This window comes from Deltaproteobacteria bacterium, from assembly GCA_009929795.1.
Taxonomy (GTDB): Bacteria; Desulfobacterota; Desulfovibrionia; order Desulfovibrionales; family Desulfomicrobiaceae; genus RZZR01.
Genome location: RZZR01000059.1, coordinates 1 through 16102, shown reverse-complemented (window position 1 = coordinate 16102; position 16102 = coordinate 1). Strand labels below are relative to the sequence as shown.

The following is a 16102-nucleotide window of genomic DNA, read 5'->3' as shown; positions in this document are numbered from 1 at the left end:
TCCAGATAACTGATATTGGGCTCATGATAACTCACCTTGCACCCTCTGATACGCTCATTAATTGCCTTCTTCAGTGAAGAGAGCTGCTCGTATGACTGCTTGGGCGTCAGCTGGCTGCACCATTGGAACGGTGTATGTGGCTTGGGGATGAAGGTCCCGATGTTGATGTTCATAGACAGACGCGTAGCATCGAAGATGGCACCGACATAATCGACGATAGCCTGGTTTTCAACCTCGCGGTCGACGAAGGGAAGCCCTATCATGAAGTAGAACTTGGCAAGCTTCCATCCCCTGCTCTTCGCCTCTCGGGCGATTTCAATGACCTGCTCAAGAGGAACCTCCTTATTCATGGCACGCTGCCAGGCTTCCTTTGGAGTTTCGATGGCAAAGGTCAGCCCGCTTTTACGGACTTCGGAAAGCTGTTCCAGAATACCCAACGAGAAGGAATTCACCTTCAGACTGGGAAGTGAGAAAGAGACATGTCTCTGTGAGTACTCGGTGTTGAGTGTTTCAATCAACTCCTTTATGTACGGATGGTCCCCGCTGGATAGTGATGAGAGCGTCACCTCACGATAGCCGAAATCGCTTACATGCTGTTCGACCTGCTCGGCCATGGTGCTGTACAGCTTCTGCCTATATGGCTTGTAGTATTGGCCTGCATGGCAGAAACGGCAGCTGTTGGGACAACCGCGCATGATTTCCACAACCCCGTTGTCCTGGGCGACCTTGAAGTTGGGAACCACATAGTGACGATAGGTATGCTTCCCGGGTGTTGCAAAGGTTGTATCAATGAAACGGGATGCCAGCTTTTTGCCCTTGTACCAAAGATAGGGAAGCTCTTTAAGCAACGCAATCTTCTCACTTCTGCTCTTATGCTGCTTCTTTGCTTCGAGCAAAAGTCCGGCCACTTCTTCCAGTCCACCCTCCGCTTCCCCGATATAGACAAAGTCCATGAAAGGAGCGAATGGAAGTGGATTGGTTGCAGCGGGTCCGCCGCAGATGACAATCGGATGCTCGTCGGTTCGGTCGACGGCGTGCAGGGGAATCAAGCCAAGTTCGAGAACCTGCAAAATGTTGGTGGCACAGAGTTCATACCCGATGGAGATGCCGAGCATATCGAGCTCGGAAAGCGGCTTCTGAAGATCCAAGGTATACAGGGGGATCTGTTTCTGTCGAAGCAACTGTTCAAAGTCATGGGCAACGGAGAAGACTCTGTCACAGTAGACCTCTTCCATGTTGTTGAGCAAGTCATAAAGAATACGCACTGCATTGTTGCTCATGCCAATCTCGTACAAGTCAGGAAAGCAGATGGCCGTATACAGATTCACCTTCGAAAGGTCTTTCTCTCCTTTTCTGAGACTGAAAATCTTCCAGCCAGAGCAAGGACGGTTCTCACCGGCAATCCGGTCAGACAGTCCATTCTCGCCATACGACATGGAAACGAGCACTCCTCAAGCGGACAGCGCCGGGTTCTTGTCCTGGGGGGAAGCCAGGGGGCCAAAGGCATCAACGAGGCCGTAATCCAGGCCCTGCCAGCACTGCGTGCCGCTGGGTTCACCCTCCGACACCAGACCGGAGAACAGGACTTCGAAAAGGTCCGCCAAGCCTACGCCGAGCGATCCCTCCATGGCTGTGTCGAGCCCTTCATCGCCGACATGGCCCGGGCCTACTCAGAATGCGACATGGTTCTCTGCCGGGCCGGAGCCACGACCTTGGCCGAACTCGGCGTGGCCGGAAAACCGAGTCTCCTGGTTCCCTTTCCCTATGCCACCGGAGATCACCAGACCAAAAACGCCCGGGCCATGGAACGGCTTGGAGCCTCCATGGTCATCTCCCAGAACCAACTGGCCGACCTCTCCCTGGCCAGAATCCTCGACGACGTCTTCAATTTGCCCGGAAAATTGCGGGAAATGGCCGTCGCGGCCAAAGCCTGGGGCCGCCCCGGGGCCGCGGCCGACATCGTCGCCGAACTGAGGAGGCTGGCCGGTATTCCGGTCTGAGAGCGCACCATGGAAAAGAGAATCAAGGATATCCATATGATCGGCATCGGCGGAGCCGGCATGAGCGCCATCGCCGAGGTCCTGGCCAACCTCGGCTACCGCGTTCGTGGATCGGATCGCTCGGCCGGGCCCGCCGTCGAGCATCTGAGGGTCATAGGACTCGACGTCCGTATCGGCCACGCCGCCGAAAATGTTGACGGAGCCCAGGTCGCGGTCAAGTCCACGGCCATCGCCGAGGACAACCCCGAGGTCGTCCGGGCCCGTGAGCTGGGCATTCCGGTCATTCCTCGGGCCGAAATGCTGGCAGAACTCATGCGCCTGAAGACGGGCGTGGCCGTGGCCGGAACCCATGGCAAGACCACGACCACGTCCTTTCTGGGAACCATCTTCCAGACCGCCGGACTGGACCCCACGGTCATCATTGGCGGCCGTTTGAACGCCTGGGGCAGCAACGCCCTGCTCGGCCGCGGCGACTACCTCGTGGCCGAGGCCGACGAGTCCGACGGTTCCTTCCTCAGCCTCTTCCCCATCCTGACCGTGGTCACCAATATCGACGCCGACCACATGGACTTCTACAAGGACCTCGCGGCTATCAAGGACTCATTCGTCCGGTTCATGAACAGCGTCCCCTTCTACGGCCTCAACGTTGTCTGCGGGGACGATCAGGGCGTGCGCGACGTCCTGCCCAGGATCAAACGGCCTTGTCTGACCTACGGGCTTGGGCAGGACAACGATCTGCGGGCCGAAATTCTGAGCTGCGAACGGGGCTCGACCTTTTTGGTTCACGACCGAAAAGGGCTCTGGGGACATGTCTCCCTGGCCCACCCGGGTCGTCACAATGTCCTGAACGCCCTGGCAGCCATCGGTGTCTCCATCCATGCAGACATCCCCAAGGAGGCCATCGTCTCGGCCCTGGCCGGTTTCGGCGGCGTGGGACGCCGCTTCGAACATCGCGGAGAACGAAACGGGGTCCTGGTCGTGGACGACTACGGCCACCATCCCACGGAAATTCGGGCCACCCTGGAGACGGCTAGGCGTTGCTACCCGGATCGTCGGCTCGTGGTCGTGTTCCAGCCTCATCGCTTCACCCGGACCCAGGCTCTGTTCGGCGAATTCTGCCGGGCCTTCGACGCCGTGGACCGACTCCTGCTGACCGAAATCTACCCCGCATCGGAAACCCCAATTCCCGGAGTCAGCGGTTCCAGTCTGGCCCTGGCCATCCGGCAGGTTTCCAGCGTCCCGGTCGATTTCTTCGAGGACTTCGACCAGGTCGTCCAAGCCCTGCCCGGCATTTTGGCTGAAAACGACCTGCTCCTGACTCTCGGAGCCGGCAACGTCTGGACCGTTGGGCAGGCATATCTTGATGGGGGCTCCGCATGATCCGTCTCGAAGCCCCTTGTCTGAGGGACCTGACCACGCTCCGGCTCGGAGGCAGGGCCAGAACCCTCTATCGACTTCAAAGCGAGGCAGATCTGGGTTCCCTGGCCGAACTGTTCACTTCAGAACGCCCCCTACCGATGATTCTGGGCGGCGGCAGCAACATCCTGGCCCTGGACGGGGACCACGACGTGGACCTCCTCCGTCTCGAATGGACCGTGGGCCCGGAAATCGTCGCCCTGGAAGAGGATTTCGTCCTGGTCAAGGTCGGAGGCGGAAACCATCTTGGCGCTTTGGTTCGCTGGTGCCGCGACCAAGCTCTGTCCGGGCTCGAAGGCCTGGTCGGCATCCCTGGAACCGTGGGCGGGGCCTTGGCCGGCAATGCGGGAGCCCACGGCCAGGACATGGGCCAAATCCTCCATCTTGCCCGATTCTGGCATCCAGCAGTCGGACCGGTCGAGGTTCCCCGGGCTTTTCTAGATTTCTCCTATCGCTCCATGGTTTGGCCCGAATCTCCCGGCTGGCATCTGGCCACCGAGGCTGTTCTTCGCCTGCGCCCCCGGTCTAAGGAGGAAGTAGCCCGGAAGACCTGGGAATGTCTCGACGCCAAGCGGACCACTCAACCCTTGGAGGCCTGGACCGCCGGGTGCGTCTTTAAAAATCCGTCGGACATTCCGGCCGGATTCCTCCTCGACCGGGCCGGGTGGCGGGGACGATCCCTGGGCGGGATGCGCTTTTCCCCTAAGCACGCAAACTTTCTCGAAAACACCGGACAGGGATCGTCCACCGAAGCCTTTTGTCTAATTGATGAGGCCCGGGAGGACATCCAGCGTCGCCACGACATTGCACTCCAACTTGAGCTCAGGGTGTTCCCATGGCCGTGAGTCACGCCAGAAAGGCCCGCATGGCCCTCCCCATCCGGTCGAGCAATGCCTATCGAAGCCGTCCCGACGTCTCCGTCGTCAAAGCCATCGGAGCCCTGTTCGCCTTTGTCGCCAAGGCTGCCCTGTTCTTCATCCTCGTGGCCGGCATAAGCCTTGGACTTCTCTATTCCTACCGGTGGATGACCACCAGCCAGATCTTCGCCCTCCAGACCATCCGAATTTCCGGAAACCACCATTTACGGATCGACCAAGTCGAGGCCATTGCCGGACTGAGCCGGGGGGAGAACCTTTTGGATCAGAGCGTCCGAACGCTTCAGGGCCGACTGATGGCCGACCCGTGGGTGGCCGAGGCCTCGGTCAGACGAATTCTTCCCGATACACTGATTATCGAAGTCAAGGAACGCGCTCCGGCCTTCTGGATACGGGACGGCAAGACCTTGGCCTATGCCGACGACAGAGGGCGGGTCATCGATCGAATTGTTCCGGGTGGTTTCTATTCTTTGCCTCTGCTCGAACAAGATCCCGGGGCCGAAGACGAAACGATCCGGCGTGTTCTGAACATGTTCGAGGCCAGGGCCATGCCCTGCACCCTTAGGGAGGTCACCTTGATCCGCAACGCCCCAGGTGGATTCGTCCATCTATTCCTCGGCGAGGCCGGGCCATGGATCGTTGTGGACACCACCAACGCCGCACGTGGCAACCGGGCCCTTTCTGCTGTCTGGCAGGATCTTCGGGCTCGGGGGGAACTGGACATGGTCGCCGAAGTCATGGCCTTGGGAGACAAGGTCTGGGTTAAATTCAAAGAAAATGAGGTGTGAAATGGGCAAATCCGAATTGATCGTCGGCCTGGACATCGGGACGACTAAAATCTGCGCCGTCGTAGGCGAGCTCTCCCACACCGGGGTGGATGTGGTCGGCATCGGGACCAGCTCGTCCACGGGCCTTCGCAAGGGTGTCGTGGTCAATATCGAGCAGACCGTGCAATCCGTGAAAAAGGCCCTCGAGGAGGCCGAGCTCATGGCCGGATGCGAGATCCGGTCCGTATACGCAGGCATCGCCGGGAGTCACATCAAGGGTTTCAACAGCCACGGTGTCATCGCCGTCAAGGGCGGTGAGGTCAGTGCCCGGGACGTGGAGCGGGTTATCGACGCGGCCAAGGCCGTGGCTATTCCTCTGGACCGGGAGGTCATCCACATCCTGCCTCAGGAATTCATCGTCGACGACCAGCGGGGCATCGCCGATCCTCTTGGCATGGCCGGGGTCCGGCTGGAGGTCAAGGTCCACATCGTCACCGGGGCCGTGACCAGTGCCCAGAACATCGTCCGCTCCTGCCATAGATCCGGTCTGGACGTCGAAGACATTGTCCTCGAGTCCCTGGCATCGGCCAAGGCCGTCCTGACCGAGGAGGAGCGCGAAATCGGCGTGGCCCTCGTCGATATCGGTGGCGGGACAACAGATGTGGCCATCTTTGGCAATGACTCCATCCGCTATACCGGAGTCCTGGCCCTGGGCGGGGCCAACCTGACCAACGACATCGCCTTTGGGCTGCGCACCCCCATGCAATCGGCCGAAAAAATCAAGATCAAATACGGCTGCTCCATGGCCGACCTGGTCGGCAATGATGAGGTCATCGAGGTTCCCAGCGTCGGAGGACGCGAGCCCAGGCGCCTGAATCGGAACATCCTGGCCGAAATATGCGAGCCCAGGATGGAGGAGATTCTGGCCCTGGTCGATCAGGAGATCGTCCGATCCGGATACAAAAAAAGCATTGGAGCCGGCGTGGTCCTGACCGGAGGTTCTGCTCTGCTTCAAGGGACACAGGACCTGGCCGAACAGATATTCAATCTGCCCACCCGCATCGGATTTCCCATGGGAGTGGGCGGGCTCAAGGACGTCGTCAACAGCGCCCAGTACGCCACGGCCGTCGGCCTGCTCATGTACGGAGCCGAAAAGATCGGGGCCGCGCAGAAGATCCGGATCAGGGACCAGCACGTCTTCAACCGGATACTGACCACCATGAAAAAATGGTTTGTGGACATCAGCTGACCGGGGATTTTGGTCGGCCTGGAAGAATTGAACCGGCCCCAAGCCATTGTCCGTTCGGATGAAATGGTATAGGATGAGCCGAGCAACCGCAGGGGAAAGGAGGATTACCGTGGAATTCTTGGAACTCGAACTCGAAGACAACGCGAAGATCAAGGTCATCGGCGTCGGCGGCGGTGGGGGCAACGCCGTCAACAACATGATTTCCTCGGCCATGAAAGGGGTCACCTTCATCACGGCCAACACCGATATGCAGGCCCTCAAACACTCCAAGGCAGAGCATAAACTCCAGCTCGGTGAAAAACTGACCAAGGGCCTCGGGGCCGGGGCCAACCCGGACATCGGCCGCGATGCCGCCCTGGAAAGCTCCGAGCACATTCGGGAGATCATCGGCGAGTGCGACATGGTCTTCGTCACTGCGGGTATGGGCGGCGGCACCGGCACCGGCGCGGCCCCGGTCATTGCCCAGCTGGCCAAAGAGATGGGCATCCTGACCGTTGGCGTGGTCACCAAGCCCTTCTACTTCGAGGGCAAGCGCCGCATCCTCCAGGCCGAACGGGGCATCAAGAATCTTCGTGAGATGGTCGACAGCATCATCACCATTCCCAACGACCGCCTTCTGTCCCTGGCCTCCAAAAAGGCCACATTCATCGAGATGATGAACCGGGCCGACGAGGTCCTGTTCTACGCCGTCAAGGGCATCTCCGACCTGATCATGGTCACCGGGCTGATCAATCTGGACTTCGCCGACGTCAAGGCCGTCATGTCCGGCATGGGTCTGGCCATGATGGGCACCGGCATCGCCTCGGGCGAAAATCGGGCCCGCGAGGCGGCCATGAAGGCCATCACCAGCCCGCTTTTGGAGGACGTGACCATCGACGGCGCCCAGGGCGTTCTCATGAACATCACCTGCGGTCCCGACCTGACCATCGACGAGTGCAACGAGGCCGCGAGCATCATCCACGAGGCCGCCTCCGAGGATGCCAACATCTTCTTTGGCACGGTCTTCGACCATGACATCGGGGACGAAATGCGAATCACGGTCATCGCCACCGGCATCGAGGACACAGTCTCGGCCCGCCAGAAGACCGAAGCCCAGGCCTCCCAGCAGCCCGAAACGGCCAAAGTCACACCCATACCGACCAAACGGCCCGTTAGCAGACAGGTTCCGGCCGCAGCCCCCCTGCATCCCAGGCAGGAAACACCTGAGGGCGATTGCCGGTCTGTCCGGCCCGTTCCGGCCCAGAACGAGGATCTGACCATTCCGGCCTATCTTCGCCGCCAAGGCAAGACCGTCTCTCCAGAGGATCTCAAGAAGGCTCTATCCACCAAGGCCCAGCCCGTGGCCCCCGGCAAGGAAGAATTCGTCTTCGACGAGGAGGAGTTCGAGATACCGTCTTTCATCCGGATGCAGGCCGACTGAGGTCCACGGATCTGTCCAGATGAACGGCGGGAGTCCGTCCGACGGCTATTGGGGCCGCCGCGCTCCGACCCTGCGCGAACGCGGCGGCCGCCTGCCCGTGGCTCTGGTCTTTCCCGAGCTCGAGGACTCGGCCCTGGCCACCCTGGGCTGGCAGGTCGTCTACCGCCTTTTGGCCTCATCCGACGCCTTTGTCGTTGAGCGCTTCTGCCTCGGCCCTGACACGGCGCCCTTGGGGCTGGATTCCCCCCGGCCCCTGTCCGATTTTCCCCTGATCTGCCTTAGCCTGAACTTCGAGGGCGACCTCCCGGTCGCCCTCGCTCTGCTCGAACAAAGCGGTCTTCCCCTGCGGGCCGCGGATCGGACCGAGTGGCCCCTGGTCATGGCCGGAGGTCCACTGGCCTTTCTGAACCCCTTTCCTCTGGGTCCGGCCCTGGATTTCGTCTTTGTCGGTGAGGCCGAGGCCGGATTTTTGGACATCGGCCACGTCCTGGCCCGAGCCTGGCTCAATGGACTGGACCGTAGCCGGGCTCTGGACGCGGTGGCGGAGCTGCCGGGCGTCCTCCTGCCCGGTCACACGCAGCGTCCCGTATCCCGGGTCCTGGCCCCGGGTCCACCGGGGATCTTGGAACGTCCAGCCTTCTCGGCCTTTGTTAGCCCGGTCTCACGCTTCCCGGACATGCTTCTCCTGGAGGTCAACCGCGGCTGCCCCTACGGCTGCCGGTTCTGCGCCGCCGGGTTCATGTACCGGCCTCCACGCCAGGCCCGACTGGCCGACCTCCAGGACATCGTTCAGACCACAAGTCCCCGCCGGGTCGGGCTCGTGGGCACGGCCCTGACCGACTGGCCCGATCTTTTGCCTTTCCTGCGATGGCTGCACGACAGAAAAACCGGGTTCTCCCTGTCGTCCCTCCGGGCCGACGGCCTGGACTATCCGTTTCTGGAATTCATGCGCCGGACCGGGACCCGCTCCCTGACCTTCGCCCTGGAGGGCAGCAGCTCCAGGCTTCGCCGGGCCATGAACAAGAACCTCGACGAAAACCGATTCCTCCAGGCCGTTGCCTGGGTTAGCCAGCTCAAGTTCAATCATCTCAAAATCTACCTCATCCTGGGCTGGCCCGACGAAGGATCCGAGGACATGGCCGAACTGGATGCCTTTCTCCAACGCATCCAGGACGTACGCACCCAAGGCCGCGGCAATCGCAGCCAAGGACTGGAGCTCGTCACTGTCAGTGCGAGTTTTCTGGTTCCAAAACCCTGGACGCCCATGCAATGGGCCCCCATGCCAAGCGAAGAGGACTTGGCCGGCCTCTTCCAGCATCTCAAACGAATGGTTTCCAGGCATCGAGGCATGAAATGCTCCGGCGAAAACCCCTTTCAGGCCCGTGTTCAGGCCCTTCTGGCCAGAGGTGACGAACGCCTCTTCCCGCTTTTAGAACTTGCCGCCGACGGTTCTTCCTGGAAAAAAATCCTCAAGGGCCACGAGGATCTGGTCACTGAACTGCTGGACCGGCAACGTGATCCGGACGAAATCTTTGCCTGGGAACGTCTCGACATAGGCGTCAACAGGGTGCATCTGTGGCGGGAATGGGAACGATTCACGGCCGGACGCCCCACACCGCCTTGTCCCGAGACCGGATGCCTTTCCTGCCGCCGCTGCGGACTGGACGACCATCTTCGAGCGTCTGGTCTGGAAAATGAACCCCAAATCTTCGCGGAGGACATCCATGCCCTACATCGACCCGAAACGTCGTGAACTCTTTGACCGTCATCTGGAAGAATGTGCTCGGAGCATTGAATCCGAAGGCGAAATGAACTATTGTATCTACAAACTGGCCACTCTTGTGGTGGCCAAAACCGGTGAGAGTTACTCCAGGCTGGCCATGTGCTCCTCGGCCATGGAACACGCCAAGCTCGAATGGTACCGTCGCCGCCTCGTGCCTTACGAAGATCTCAAGATACAAAAAAATGGGGACATCGGATGATCAAAGTTTTGCAACGACAATACTGAGGAGCCGGACATGAGCGGAACACGACTGATCCAGCCAGGTCTATCGCGACGGAAATTCATTAAGGGGATCGGAGCTTCGATGGTCGCCGCACCGTTCCTGAACGCCCTGACGGGCTGCACGTCGGACGGTTCCTCCCACCGGACCAGGCTCGTACTCTTGGGGACCACCGGAGGTGTGACCTGGTGGCCGTCCACGACCCGGACCAGCTCTTCCAGCGCGATCATGGTCGGGGAAACCATGTACCTGATCGACGTGGGCCAGGGGTCCACCACCCGGCTGACCCAGGCCTTCAACACCGGAGATTCCTACACGGGCTCAGGCTCGACAACATTTCTGAAAAACTTGAAGGCCCTTTTCCTCACCCATCTCCATCAGGACCACACCGCCGACTACCCGGCCCTGCTCCTCATCGGGGTCGGATCAGGGATGAACGGCGACGATCCCCTCCAGGTCATCGGCCCCTGCAATCGAGGGCAACTGGAGATCAACAAGACGGGGTTCCCCGTCGATGGGGTCATATGGACCGACAGCTCCGACCCGAGCTGGATCACCCCCACCCCCGGTACTGCGCAAATGACCGAAACCGTCTGGCAGGCCTTTGCCCAGACAATCAACAACATGACGTTGGATGCCGCCTACCCGGATTTCCGGAAAACGGTCCAATGCACCGAGATCGGGACGCCCCTGGCCACCCAGGACAGCCCCACCTGTCCGGCGACTCCACCCTTCGAGATCTACCGCGACGACCTAGTCCAGGTCACGGCCACCCTGGTGGACCACCATCAGGTCTACCCAGCCTTTGCCTTCCGTTTCGACACCGACGACGGCTCCATTGTTTTTTCCGGAGACACCGGTCCCGAAACGAACGGGAACCTCCAGACCCTGGCAGATGGCGCCGACATCCTGGTCCACGAGGTCATCGACCGGGTCTGGATCGACTACAAATTCCCCGAGCCTAGCCCGCTGAAGACCCACATGCTTGAGGCCCATACGGCCATTGATGCCGTCGGGGCCGTGGCCGAGTCCTGTCGGGTCAAGACACTGGTCTTGAACCACATCGTTCCCGGGGACACTCCCATGCCCCGACTCTTGGAGGCCGGGAAGAATTTCTCGGGCCGCCTGATCGTCGGCGAGGATCTGATGCAGATCGGCATTTGAAACGTCCTTAGGCTCGGCCCAGGTCCCGCATCTTTCGGCCGGCCTTGAGGTTGGCCTCGATCCGTTCCAGGGTGACCCCCTTGGTCTCCGGGACAAAGGCCGTCACAAAGGCGATTGCCAGGGCGCAAAACCCGGCGAAGACGAAGAAGATCAGGGCGTTGCCGTAGCTGTGCATGAAGGACAGGGCATTGTCCATGAGCAGGCCGGCAAAGGTCCAGTTGACCATTGTCGTCACGGTCATACCCGCCTCGCGGCCCTCCAGGGGAAAAATTTCCGAGCAGACCAGCCAGGCCACCGGACCCCAGGAAACGGCGAAGCCGAGGATGTAGACGATCACCGCTACCAGGAGAATGCCCTCGGCCAGGGAGTCGATCCCGGTCGGGTCGTTGACCGGCCCTATCAGCTCGAAGGCCGTGCCCGCACTGATCATGGCTCCCATCATGATCAGTGCCCCGATAATCAAAAGCTTCTTCCTCCCCCATTTTTCCACCAGTCGAACGGCCGGAAAGGTGAATAGCATGTTCACCGTGGGCACGGTCATCATGGCCACGATGCCCGTCAACCCGGCATATCCGAAGATGGTCGGGGCGTAGTAGATCATGACGTTGATGCCTACGAGCTGCTGAAACATCTGGAGGAACACGCCGACCAGAAGAACCTTGAGGAAGAACCCCTTGAACACGGACCTGAAACTGAAGACGCCGGCGCCGTCCATGGCCCCCTTGATGTTCTCCATTTCCCGGCGGACGTCTTCCTCGGTGTTCAGGACCCGGCGCAGGACCTTGGCCGTCTCTTCATGCCGTCCCTTGAGCATCAGCCAACGGGGGCTCTCGGGCAGAAACAGGCCCCCGGCGAACATGACCCCGGCAAAGAGGACGATGACCCCGAACATGAGCGGCAGGGCCGTCTCCGGAGTGGACACGATCCTGGCGATGAACACGTTGGTGACGGAAATGAGGAAGATGCCGATGGTGATCAAAAGCTGGAACAGGGTGCCCATGGCCCCCCTGATGGAGGCCGGGGCCGTTTCCGAAAGGTAGAGGGGCACGACAAAGGAGGCCATGCCCACGGCAAATCCCAGGAGAAAACGGCAGGCGTAAAGAAGTCCCATGGGCGGAAGCAGGGCCGAGATCAGGCTGGCCGAGCAGAACAGGAATCCGGCCAGGACCAGGCTCCTCTTGCGGCCCAGGGCCCGGGCCAGAAGGCCCGAAAGCAGGGCTCCGAGAACCCCGCCCGTGGCCAGAATGGAGGAATAGTGTTCGGCCTGGCGCAGGTCCAGGCCATAGACCGACCGGATGGTCTCCAGGGAGTTGGCGATGAACCCTTGATCCAGGCCGAAAAGGAGGCCGCCCAAGGCGGCCGTGGCGCAGATGAGATAGACGATCCTCTTGTACCCGTGGTTCGCGGCGGACGTGTTCACGTTCCCTCCCAAGTCTGCTGAGTGTTCAATCCGAATCCTGTACGCACCCATTTCCGGATCACGCCGTCACGGCCACGGCCCCGGCAATGGCCGAACCCAAACCCGACCCGTCCTTGACCAGGACGAGGTCGATGTTTTCAGCCCCCTTTCCGCAGACCAAGCCCAGGGTCCGCACCATTTCGGCCCTGTAGGACGGGTTGTGCTCGAACAGAGCCCCGTCCACGGCCACGACATGGGCCGAGGCCAGGGCCGGATCCATCCAGGTCAGGACCGAGGCCACGGCCAGGGCCGCGATGCGGGCCGAACGATCCAGAATCAAACGGCCGGTCAAAGCCAGGGCCTGGCGGTCGGATTCCGCCAAAGGACCGAACCGGTCGGATCCAGGTCCGCCCCCTTGGGCCAACAGGGCCAAATCCTTCGACGACAGGGAAAACGGGCAATCCAGAACCCCCTGAATCCCCGATTCCAGAACTCCGGCCCGGGCCAGATCGAGCACGGCCAGGCGGCCCAGTTCTCCCAGATACATGGCCGAGACCATCTTCTCCATGCGCTGGCGACCGGGATTGGGCGAGGCGTCGTCGACCATGGCGTCGAAGCGGTTCCCGGGAAGCCCGTCGAAATTGCCCCATTCCATGTTGACGATCATCTCTCCGTCCTGACCAACTGACAAAAGCGTGGCGATCCTCTTTCGGGCCTCGGGGTAGCAGGCGTTGGTGCCCGTGCCCAGAATGACTCCCATATCGCAGGCCGGATGGGCGTAGGCCCCGGCCAGGAGGGTGCCCACGGTGTCGTTGACCAGGGCCGCCACCCGGATGTGGGCCAGCCCCCGGCGGTTCAAGGCCTGGGACAAGAGGGCCACCACATCCCGCCCCGCCACGTCCGTCGCCGTGAAGCCCTTGGTCCAGGCGATGAGGGTCCCCGAGGAGACCGAGTGCTGCTCCACCGGAAAGGAGAAGGTGAAGGCCAAGGTCTGTTCATCGGGTCTGCCGCCCGGATGCCGGCCGAAGAACTCGGCCACGCATTCGGCCAAAAAATCAAAGAGCCCCCGGCCCGGACCTCGCATGACCTCTTCGGGCACGACGAACCGGCTCGCGGCCACGATGTCGGCCCGCCCGGCCCCGTCCAGGGACACCTCCAGGACCCGGAAATTGGTTCCCCCGAGATCCAGGGCCAGATAACGGCCGGTCTCCGTGCCCCGAGGCCGGGAGAGAAAGGACGGCAGCATGCGCAGGGAGCTGGTCTGCCCGGACAGACCCGCTTCCATCCGGCGATGAAAGGCATCCATGACGGCCACGGCCCCGTCGAGAGGAAACTCGAATTCCTGGATAAGATGGGTCAGATGGGGATGCGGAGTGGTCGATGCGGTCATGGGTCGCCTCCCGGGCTGATGGTTCTACCGATTTTTTTCAGAAGCGACTCAAGGCGTCAAGAGGGGAAAGCCAAGGAAGGGGCGAGTCTCTCCGCCTCGATCATGTCGGTATCATCCCGAAAGCAGTGCGGTCCACCCAAGAGTTGCAAACCTTCACGGCATGTCCTTCTCCGTGTGATCCACTCCGAGCCTTACCACAAAAAAAACCGGGGCCGGATCGCTCCGGCCCCGGAAAAGCATCGACCTGACAATTTTCTTCAATTCAAGGCCAGACAGCCGTGGCCCCGGGATGCACCCTCAACACCTTGATGGCCTTGACCATGTTCCTGTCGTTTGTTCGATGTTCAAGGACGACTTCGGCATCGCACGGAATGGGTAATTGGGCCAGGGTCATCGGCTTACCGTTGCCATCGAGAATAATCGCATCCTCGTCGACGTCCCAGGGGATATCGACGATGGAGACATATCCGGGACCCTTGTAGACCAAGGTGGTCGTCAATAATTCTCCACGCTCGGGCATTTCCGTCACGGCGTCACCTTGGGCGAAACCCTGACAGGCGATGAAGAACACCATGAGGAAACCGAGTCCGATCTGACCATACATATTGAGTTTCATAACCAACTCCGTAATAAATCAATTTTCACGATCCAATTCCTTCCAGTATATCAGTCTGCTCTTGAAGCTCAGGGCAGGGTCGATGTCGATCTGCAAAACATCACCCGTGCTCATCTGAACGTTTGCCGTCGCACCATCCTGCTGCCCGGCGTGAATACTGATTCCAGAAGCCTTTCCAGACCCGATCGATATCTTTCTGTCAAAAACAAGTTCGTCCTTCAGGCCGTCGACATCGAGTTTTCTAGTGCTTTGGCTGTACAGGATGTCTTTAGTATACGCTGCACCGGTTTCGTAGTAGACACCGTAGAAATTGCTCTCACCGCCAAACCCGCAGACATCATCGTTTGGCACGTACGAAACGAAAAGAACCGTGCCACCGATGATGGAAGGCTTCTCCAGAACCCTTTCGCCGAGTTCCTGCATAGTCAATTTCCAGCCGTCGAATTGCCGAGAATACAGGATAAAGTCCTGATAGGATCCGGTTCCAAACAGCTGGGTGCCTTGATAGACCCGGGCCGTTGCCGCCCTGACCTCAAATGGATCAGAATCCAGGAGATCGCCAGCGTCCAAAATCAGATTTTTGGAGTAGTTTTGATAATAGTCCCCGCCCAGAAAACCTCCCGACTTGTGCGCTGGATTGTAGAAAGGATCCTTGATCCCATAGAAATACTCCGTGGCAGTGGAAGCCTTGTCCAGCAGGGAATAGAACCGTCCGGTCCCGAAATACACCCAGACGTTGTCCACGCTGTCGACGCTGATGGAAGGAGCCGCCGTAATGGGCTGGCCCGCCGCAAATACCTTGCTGAACTTCCACTTGGTCGGGTCGGATTCGTAGAAACTCGGATCACTCGGATCAAAATTGCCGCCGTTCAGAGCCGGAATCGCGATCTTATAGAGGTTGCCATTCCACGAACCGCCTTGAGCGTAGGTCTCACCAATATACACGGTGTCCACGCAAAAGTTGAGGTTCTTGTCCAAGGCTGCTGAGGCGCCCATGAAGGCATTTTTCTGACCCGTGTCAAAGAGCCAGTCTCCTGCGCCTCCGGAAACCGGATTCCCCGTGACCAGATCGACCACGAACACGTACCCGTTCTGTGAACTCGCTCCATCGTAGGTCATGGGACCGGAGCCAAACACGGCAAACCACGAGTCCTTGCCTTTGACGATGCTCGGCCTCGACATGGACAATCCCATCTTGCCGTAGCTTCGCTCCCACATGAGCCTCGGATTGCGGGGGTCCGTCACGTCCATGAGGAAATAGACCGGATCGAAATTCCGAATCTCGTTTCCGCTCCCGAAGTCCCCTTCTGCCCAGATATGTTTGCCGCCCATGCGCAGGCCGCACAAAAGAAACGTCCCCCAATTCTTGCCCGAGGCGGGATCGGAGTAATGCGTTCCGTCGGGAAGAATCTGGGCATCAAAGACCCTTGGCCTTTCGTCGACGTAATAAACGTGAGTATATTCCGGATCGGCCAGCCATTTGAGATGAGGCAGCAAGGTCTGGGGAATGTACGCCCAGATCTCGTCGCCTATTCGTTCCGATGACGGAGCCGAAACAGGCTTTGAAAACTGCTTGGATGTGGAGTTGTACTGCCATGAGGTGAACGCGTGGAGCATGCCGTCGTTGGCCCCCACATAGACCATGGTCTCCCTATTGCCGAACAGTCTGAGATAGTTCAGATAGGATTCACTGGAATAGATGACGTGATAATTCTCGACGGGCTGGCCCACGCTCACCGGGGTGGAGTGGACAATGTCGCCAAGCCGCCAGACTTTCCCCTCCAGGGTCCGGGAACGCAGGCC

General features: G+C 60.0%; 13 protein-coding genes and 1 pseudogene. 9 read left to right on the top strand and 5 right to left on the bottom strand.

What is annotated here, in order from left to right; all coding sequences use genetic code 11:
• Window positions 1-1349: pseudogene (locus tag EOM25_08080) on the bottom strand (radical SAM protein).
• Between EOM25_08080 and EOM25_08075 the strand changes: the two are divergent.
• The 9 genes from EOM25_08075 (at window position 1194) to EOM25_08035 (ending at window position 10894) form a co-directional block, all read left to right on the top strand.
• Complete coding sequence (locus tag EOM25_08075) at window positions 1194-2000, top strand: UDP-N-acetylglucosamine--N-acetylmuramyl-(pentapeptide) pyrophosphoryl-undecaprenol N-acetylglucosamine transferase (protein NCC25144.1); 807 nt, start codon at window positions 1194-1196, stop codon at window positions 1998-2000. The pseudogene EOM25_08080 and the gene EOM25_08075 overlap by 156 nt on opposite strands.
• A 9-nt stretch (window positions 2001-2009) precedes the next feature.
• Window positions 2010-3380, top strand: a complete 1371-nt coding sequence (locus tag EOM25_08070; GenBank protein NCC25143.1) for a UDP-N-acetylmuramate--L-alanine ligase — start codon at window positions 2010-2012, stop codon at window positions 3378-3380.
• Entirely contained in the window at window positions 3377-4261 is an 885-nt protein-coding gene (murB, locus tag EOM25_08065) for a UDP-N-acetylmuramate dehydrogenase (GenBank protein ID NCC25142.1), read from the top strand. Before EOM25_08070 ends, murB begins: the two co-directional genes overlap by 4 nt.
• Window positions 4252-5079, top strand: coding sequence for an FtsQ-type POTRA domain-containing protein (locus tag EOM25_08060; protein NCC25141.1), 828 nt, complete (start codon window positions 4252-4254; stop codon window positions 5077-5079). Before murB ends, EOM25_08060 begins: the two co-directional genes overlap by 10 nt.
• A gap of 1 nt (window position 5080) precedes the next feature.
• Window positions 5081-6307, top strand: coding sequence for a cell division protein FtsA (gene ftsA, locus EOM25_08055; protein ID NCC25140.1), 1227 nt, complete (start codon window positions 5081-5083; stop codon window positions 6305-6307).
• Between the two features lie 109 nt (window positions 6308-6416).
• Window positions 6417-7727, top strand: coding sequence for a cell division protein FtsZ (gene ftsZ, locus EOM25_08050; protein ID NCC25139.1), 1311 nt, complete (start codon window positions 6417-6419; stop codon window positions 7725-7727).
• A gap of 19 nt (window positions 7728-7746) precedes the next feature.
• The gene (locus EOM25_08045) at window positions 7747-9480 is read left to right on the top strand and encodes a radical SAM protein (protein ID NCC25138.1); all 1734 of its coding nucleotides are present in this window, start codon (window positions 7747-7749) and stop codon (window positions 9478-9480) included.
• Entirely contained in the window at window positions 9452-9709 is a 258-nt protein-coding gene (locus tag EOM25_08040) for a hypothetical protein (protein NCC25137.1), read from the top strand. Before EOM25_08045 ends, EOM25_08040 begins: the two co-directional genes overlap by 29 nt.
• Before the next feature lie 36 nt (window positions 9710-9745).
• On the top strand, window positions 9746-10894 hold the full coding sequence (locus EOM25_08035; protein NCC25136.1) for an MBL fold metallo-hydrolase: 1149 nt from the start codon (window positions 9746-9748) through the stop codon (window positions 10892-10894).
• A 7-nt stretch (window positions 10895-10901) separates the two neighbouring features.
• On the opposite strand, the gene EOM25_08030 is transcribed toward EOM25_08035, so the two are convergent.
• The 4 genes from EOM25_08030 to EOM25_08015 all read right to left on the bottom strand — a co-directional run.
• On the bottom strand, window positions 10902-12365 hold the full coding sequence (locus EOM25_08030) for a sugar porter family MFS transporter (protein ID NCC25135.1): 1464 nt from the start codon (window positions 12363-12365) through the stop codon (window positions 10902-10904).
• Window positions 12366-12372: 7 nt separating this feature from the next.
• On the bottom strand, window positions 12373-13683 hold the full coding sequence (locus tag EOM25_08025) for a hypothetical protein (protein ID NCC25134.1): 1311 nt from the start codon (window positions 13681-13683) through the stop codon (window positions 12373-12375).
• A 262-nt stretch (window positions 13684-13945) separates the two neighbouring features.
• Complete coding sequence (locus tag EOM25_08020) at window positions 13946-14299, bottom strand: hypothetical protein (protein ID NCC25133.1); 354 nt, start codon at window positions 14297-14299, stop codon at window positions 13946-13948.
• Window positions 14300-14317: 18 nt separating this feature from the next.
• The coding region (locus EOM25_08015) for a hypothetical protein (GenBank protein NCC25132.1) at window positions 14318-16102 on the bottom strand (1785 nt) is incomplete at its 5' end.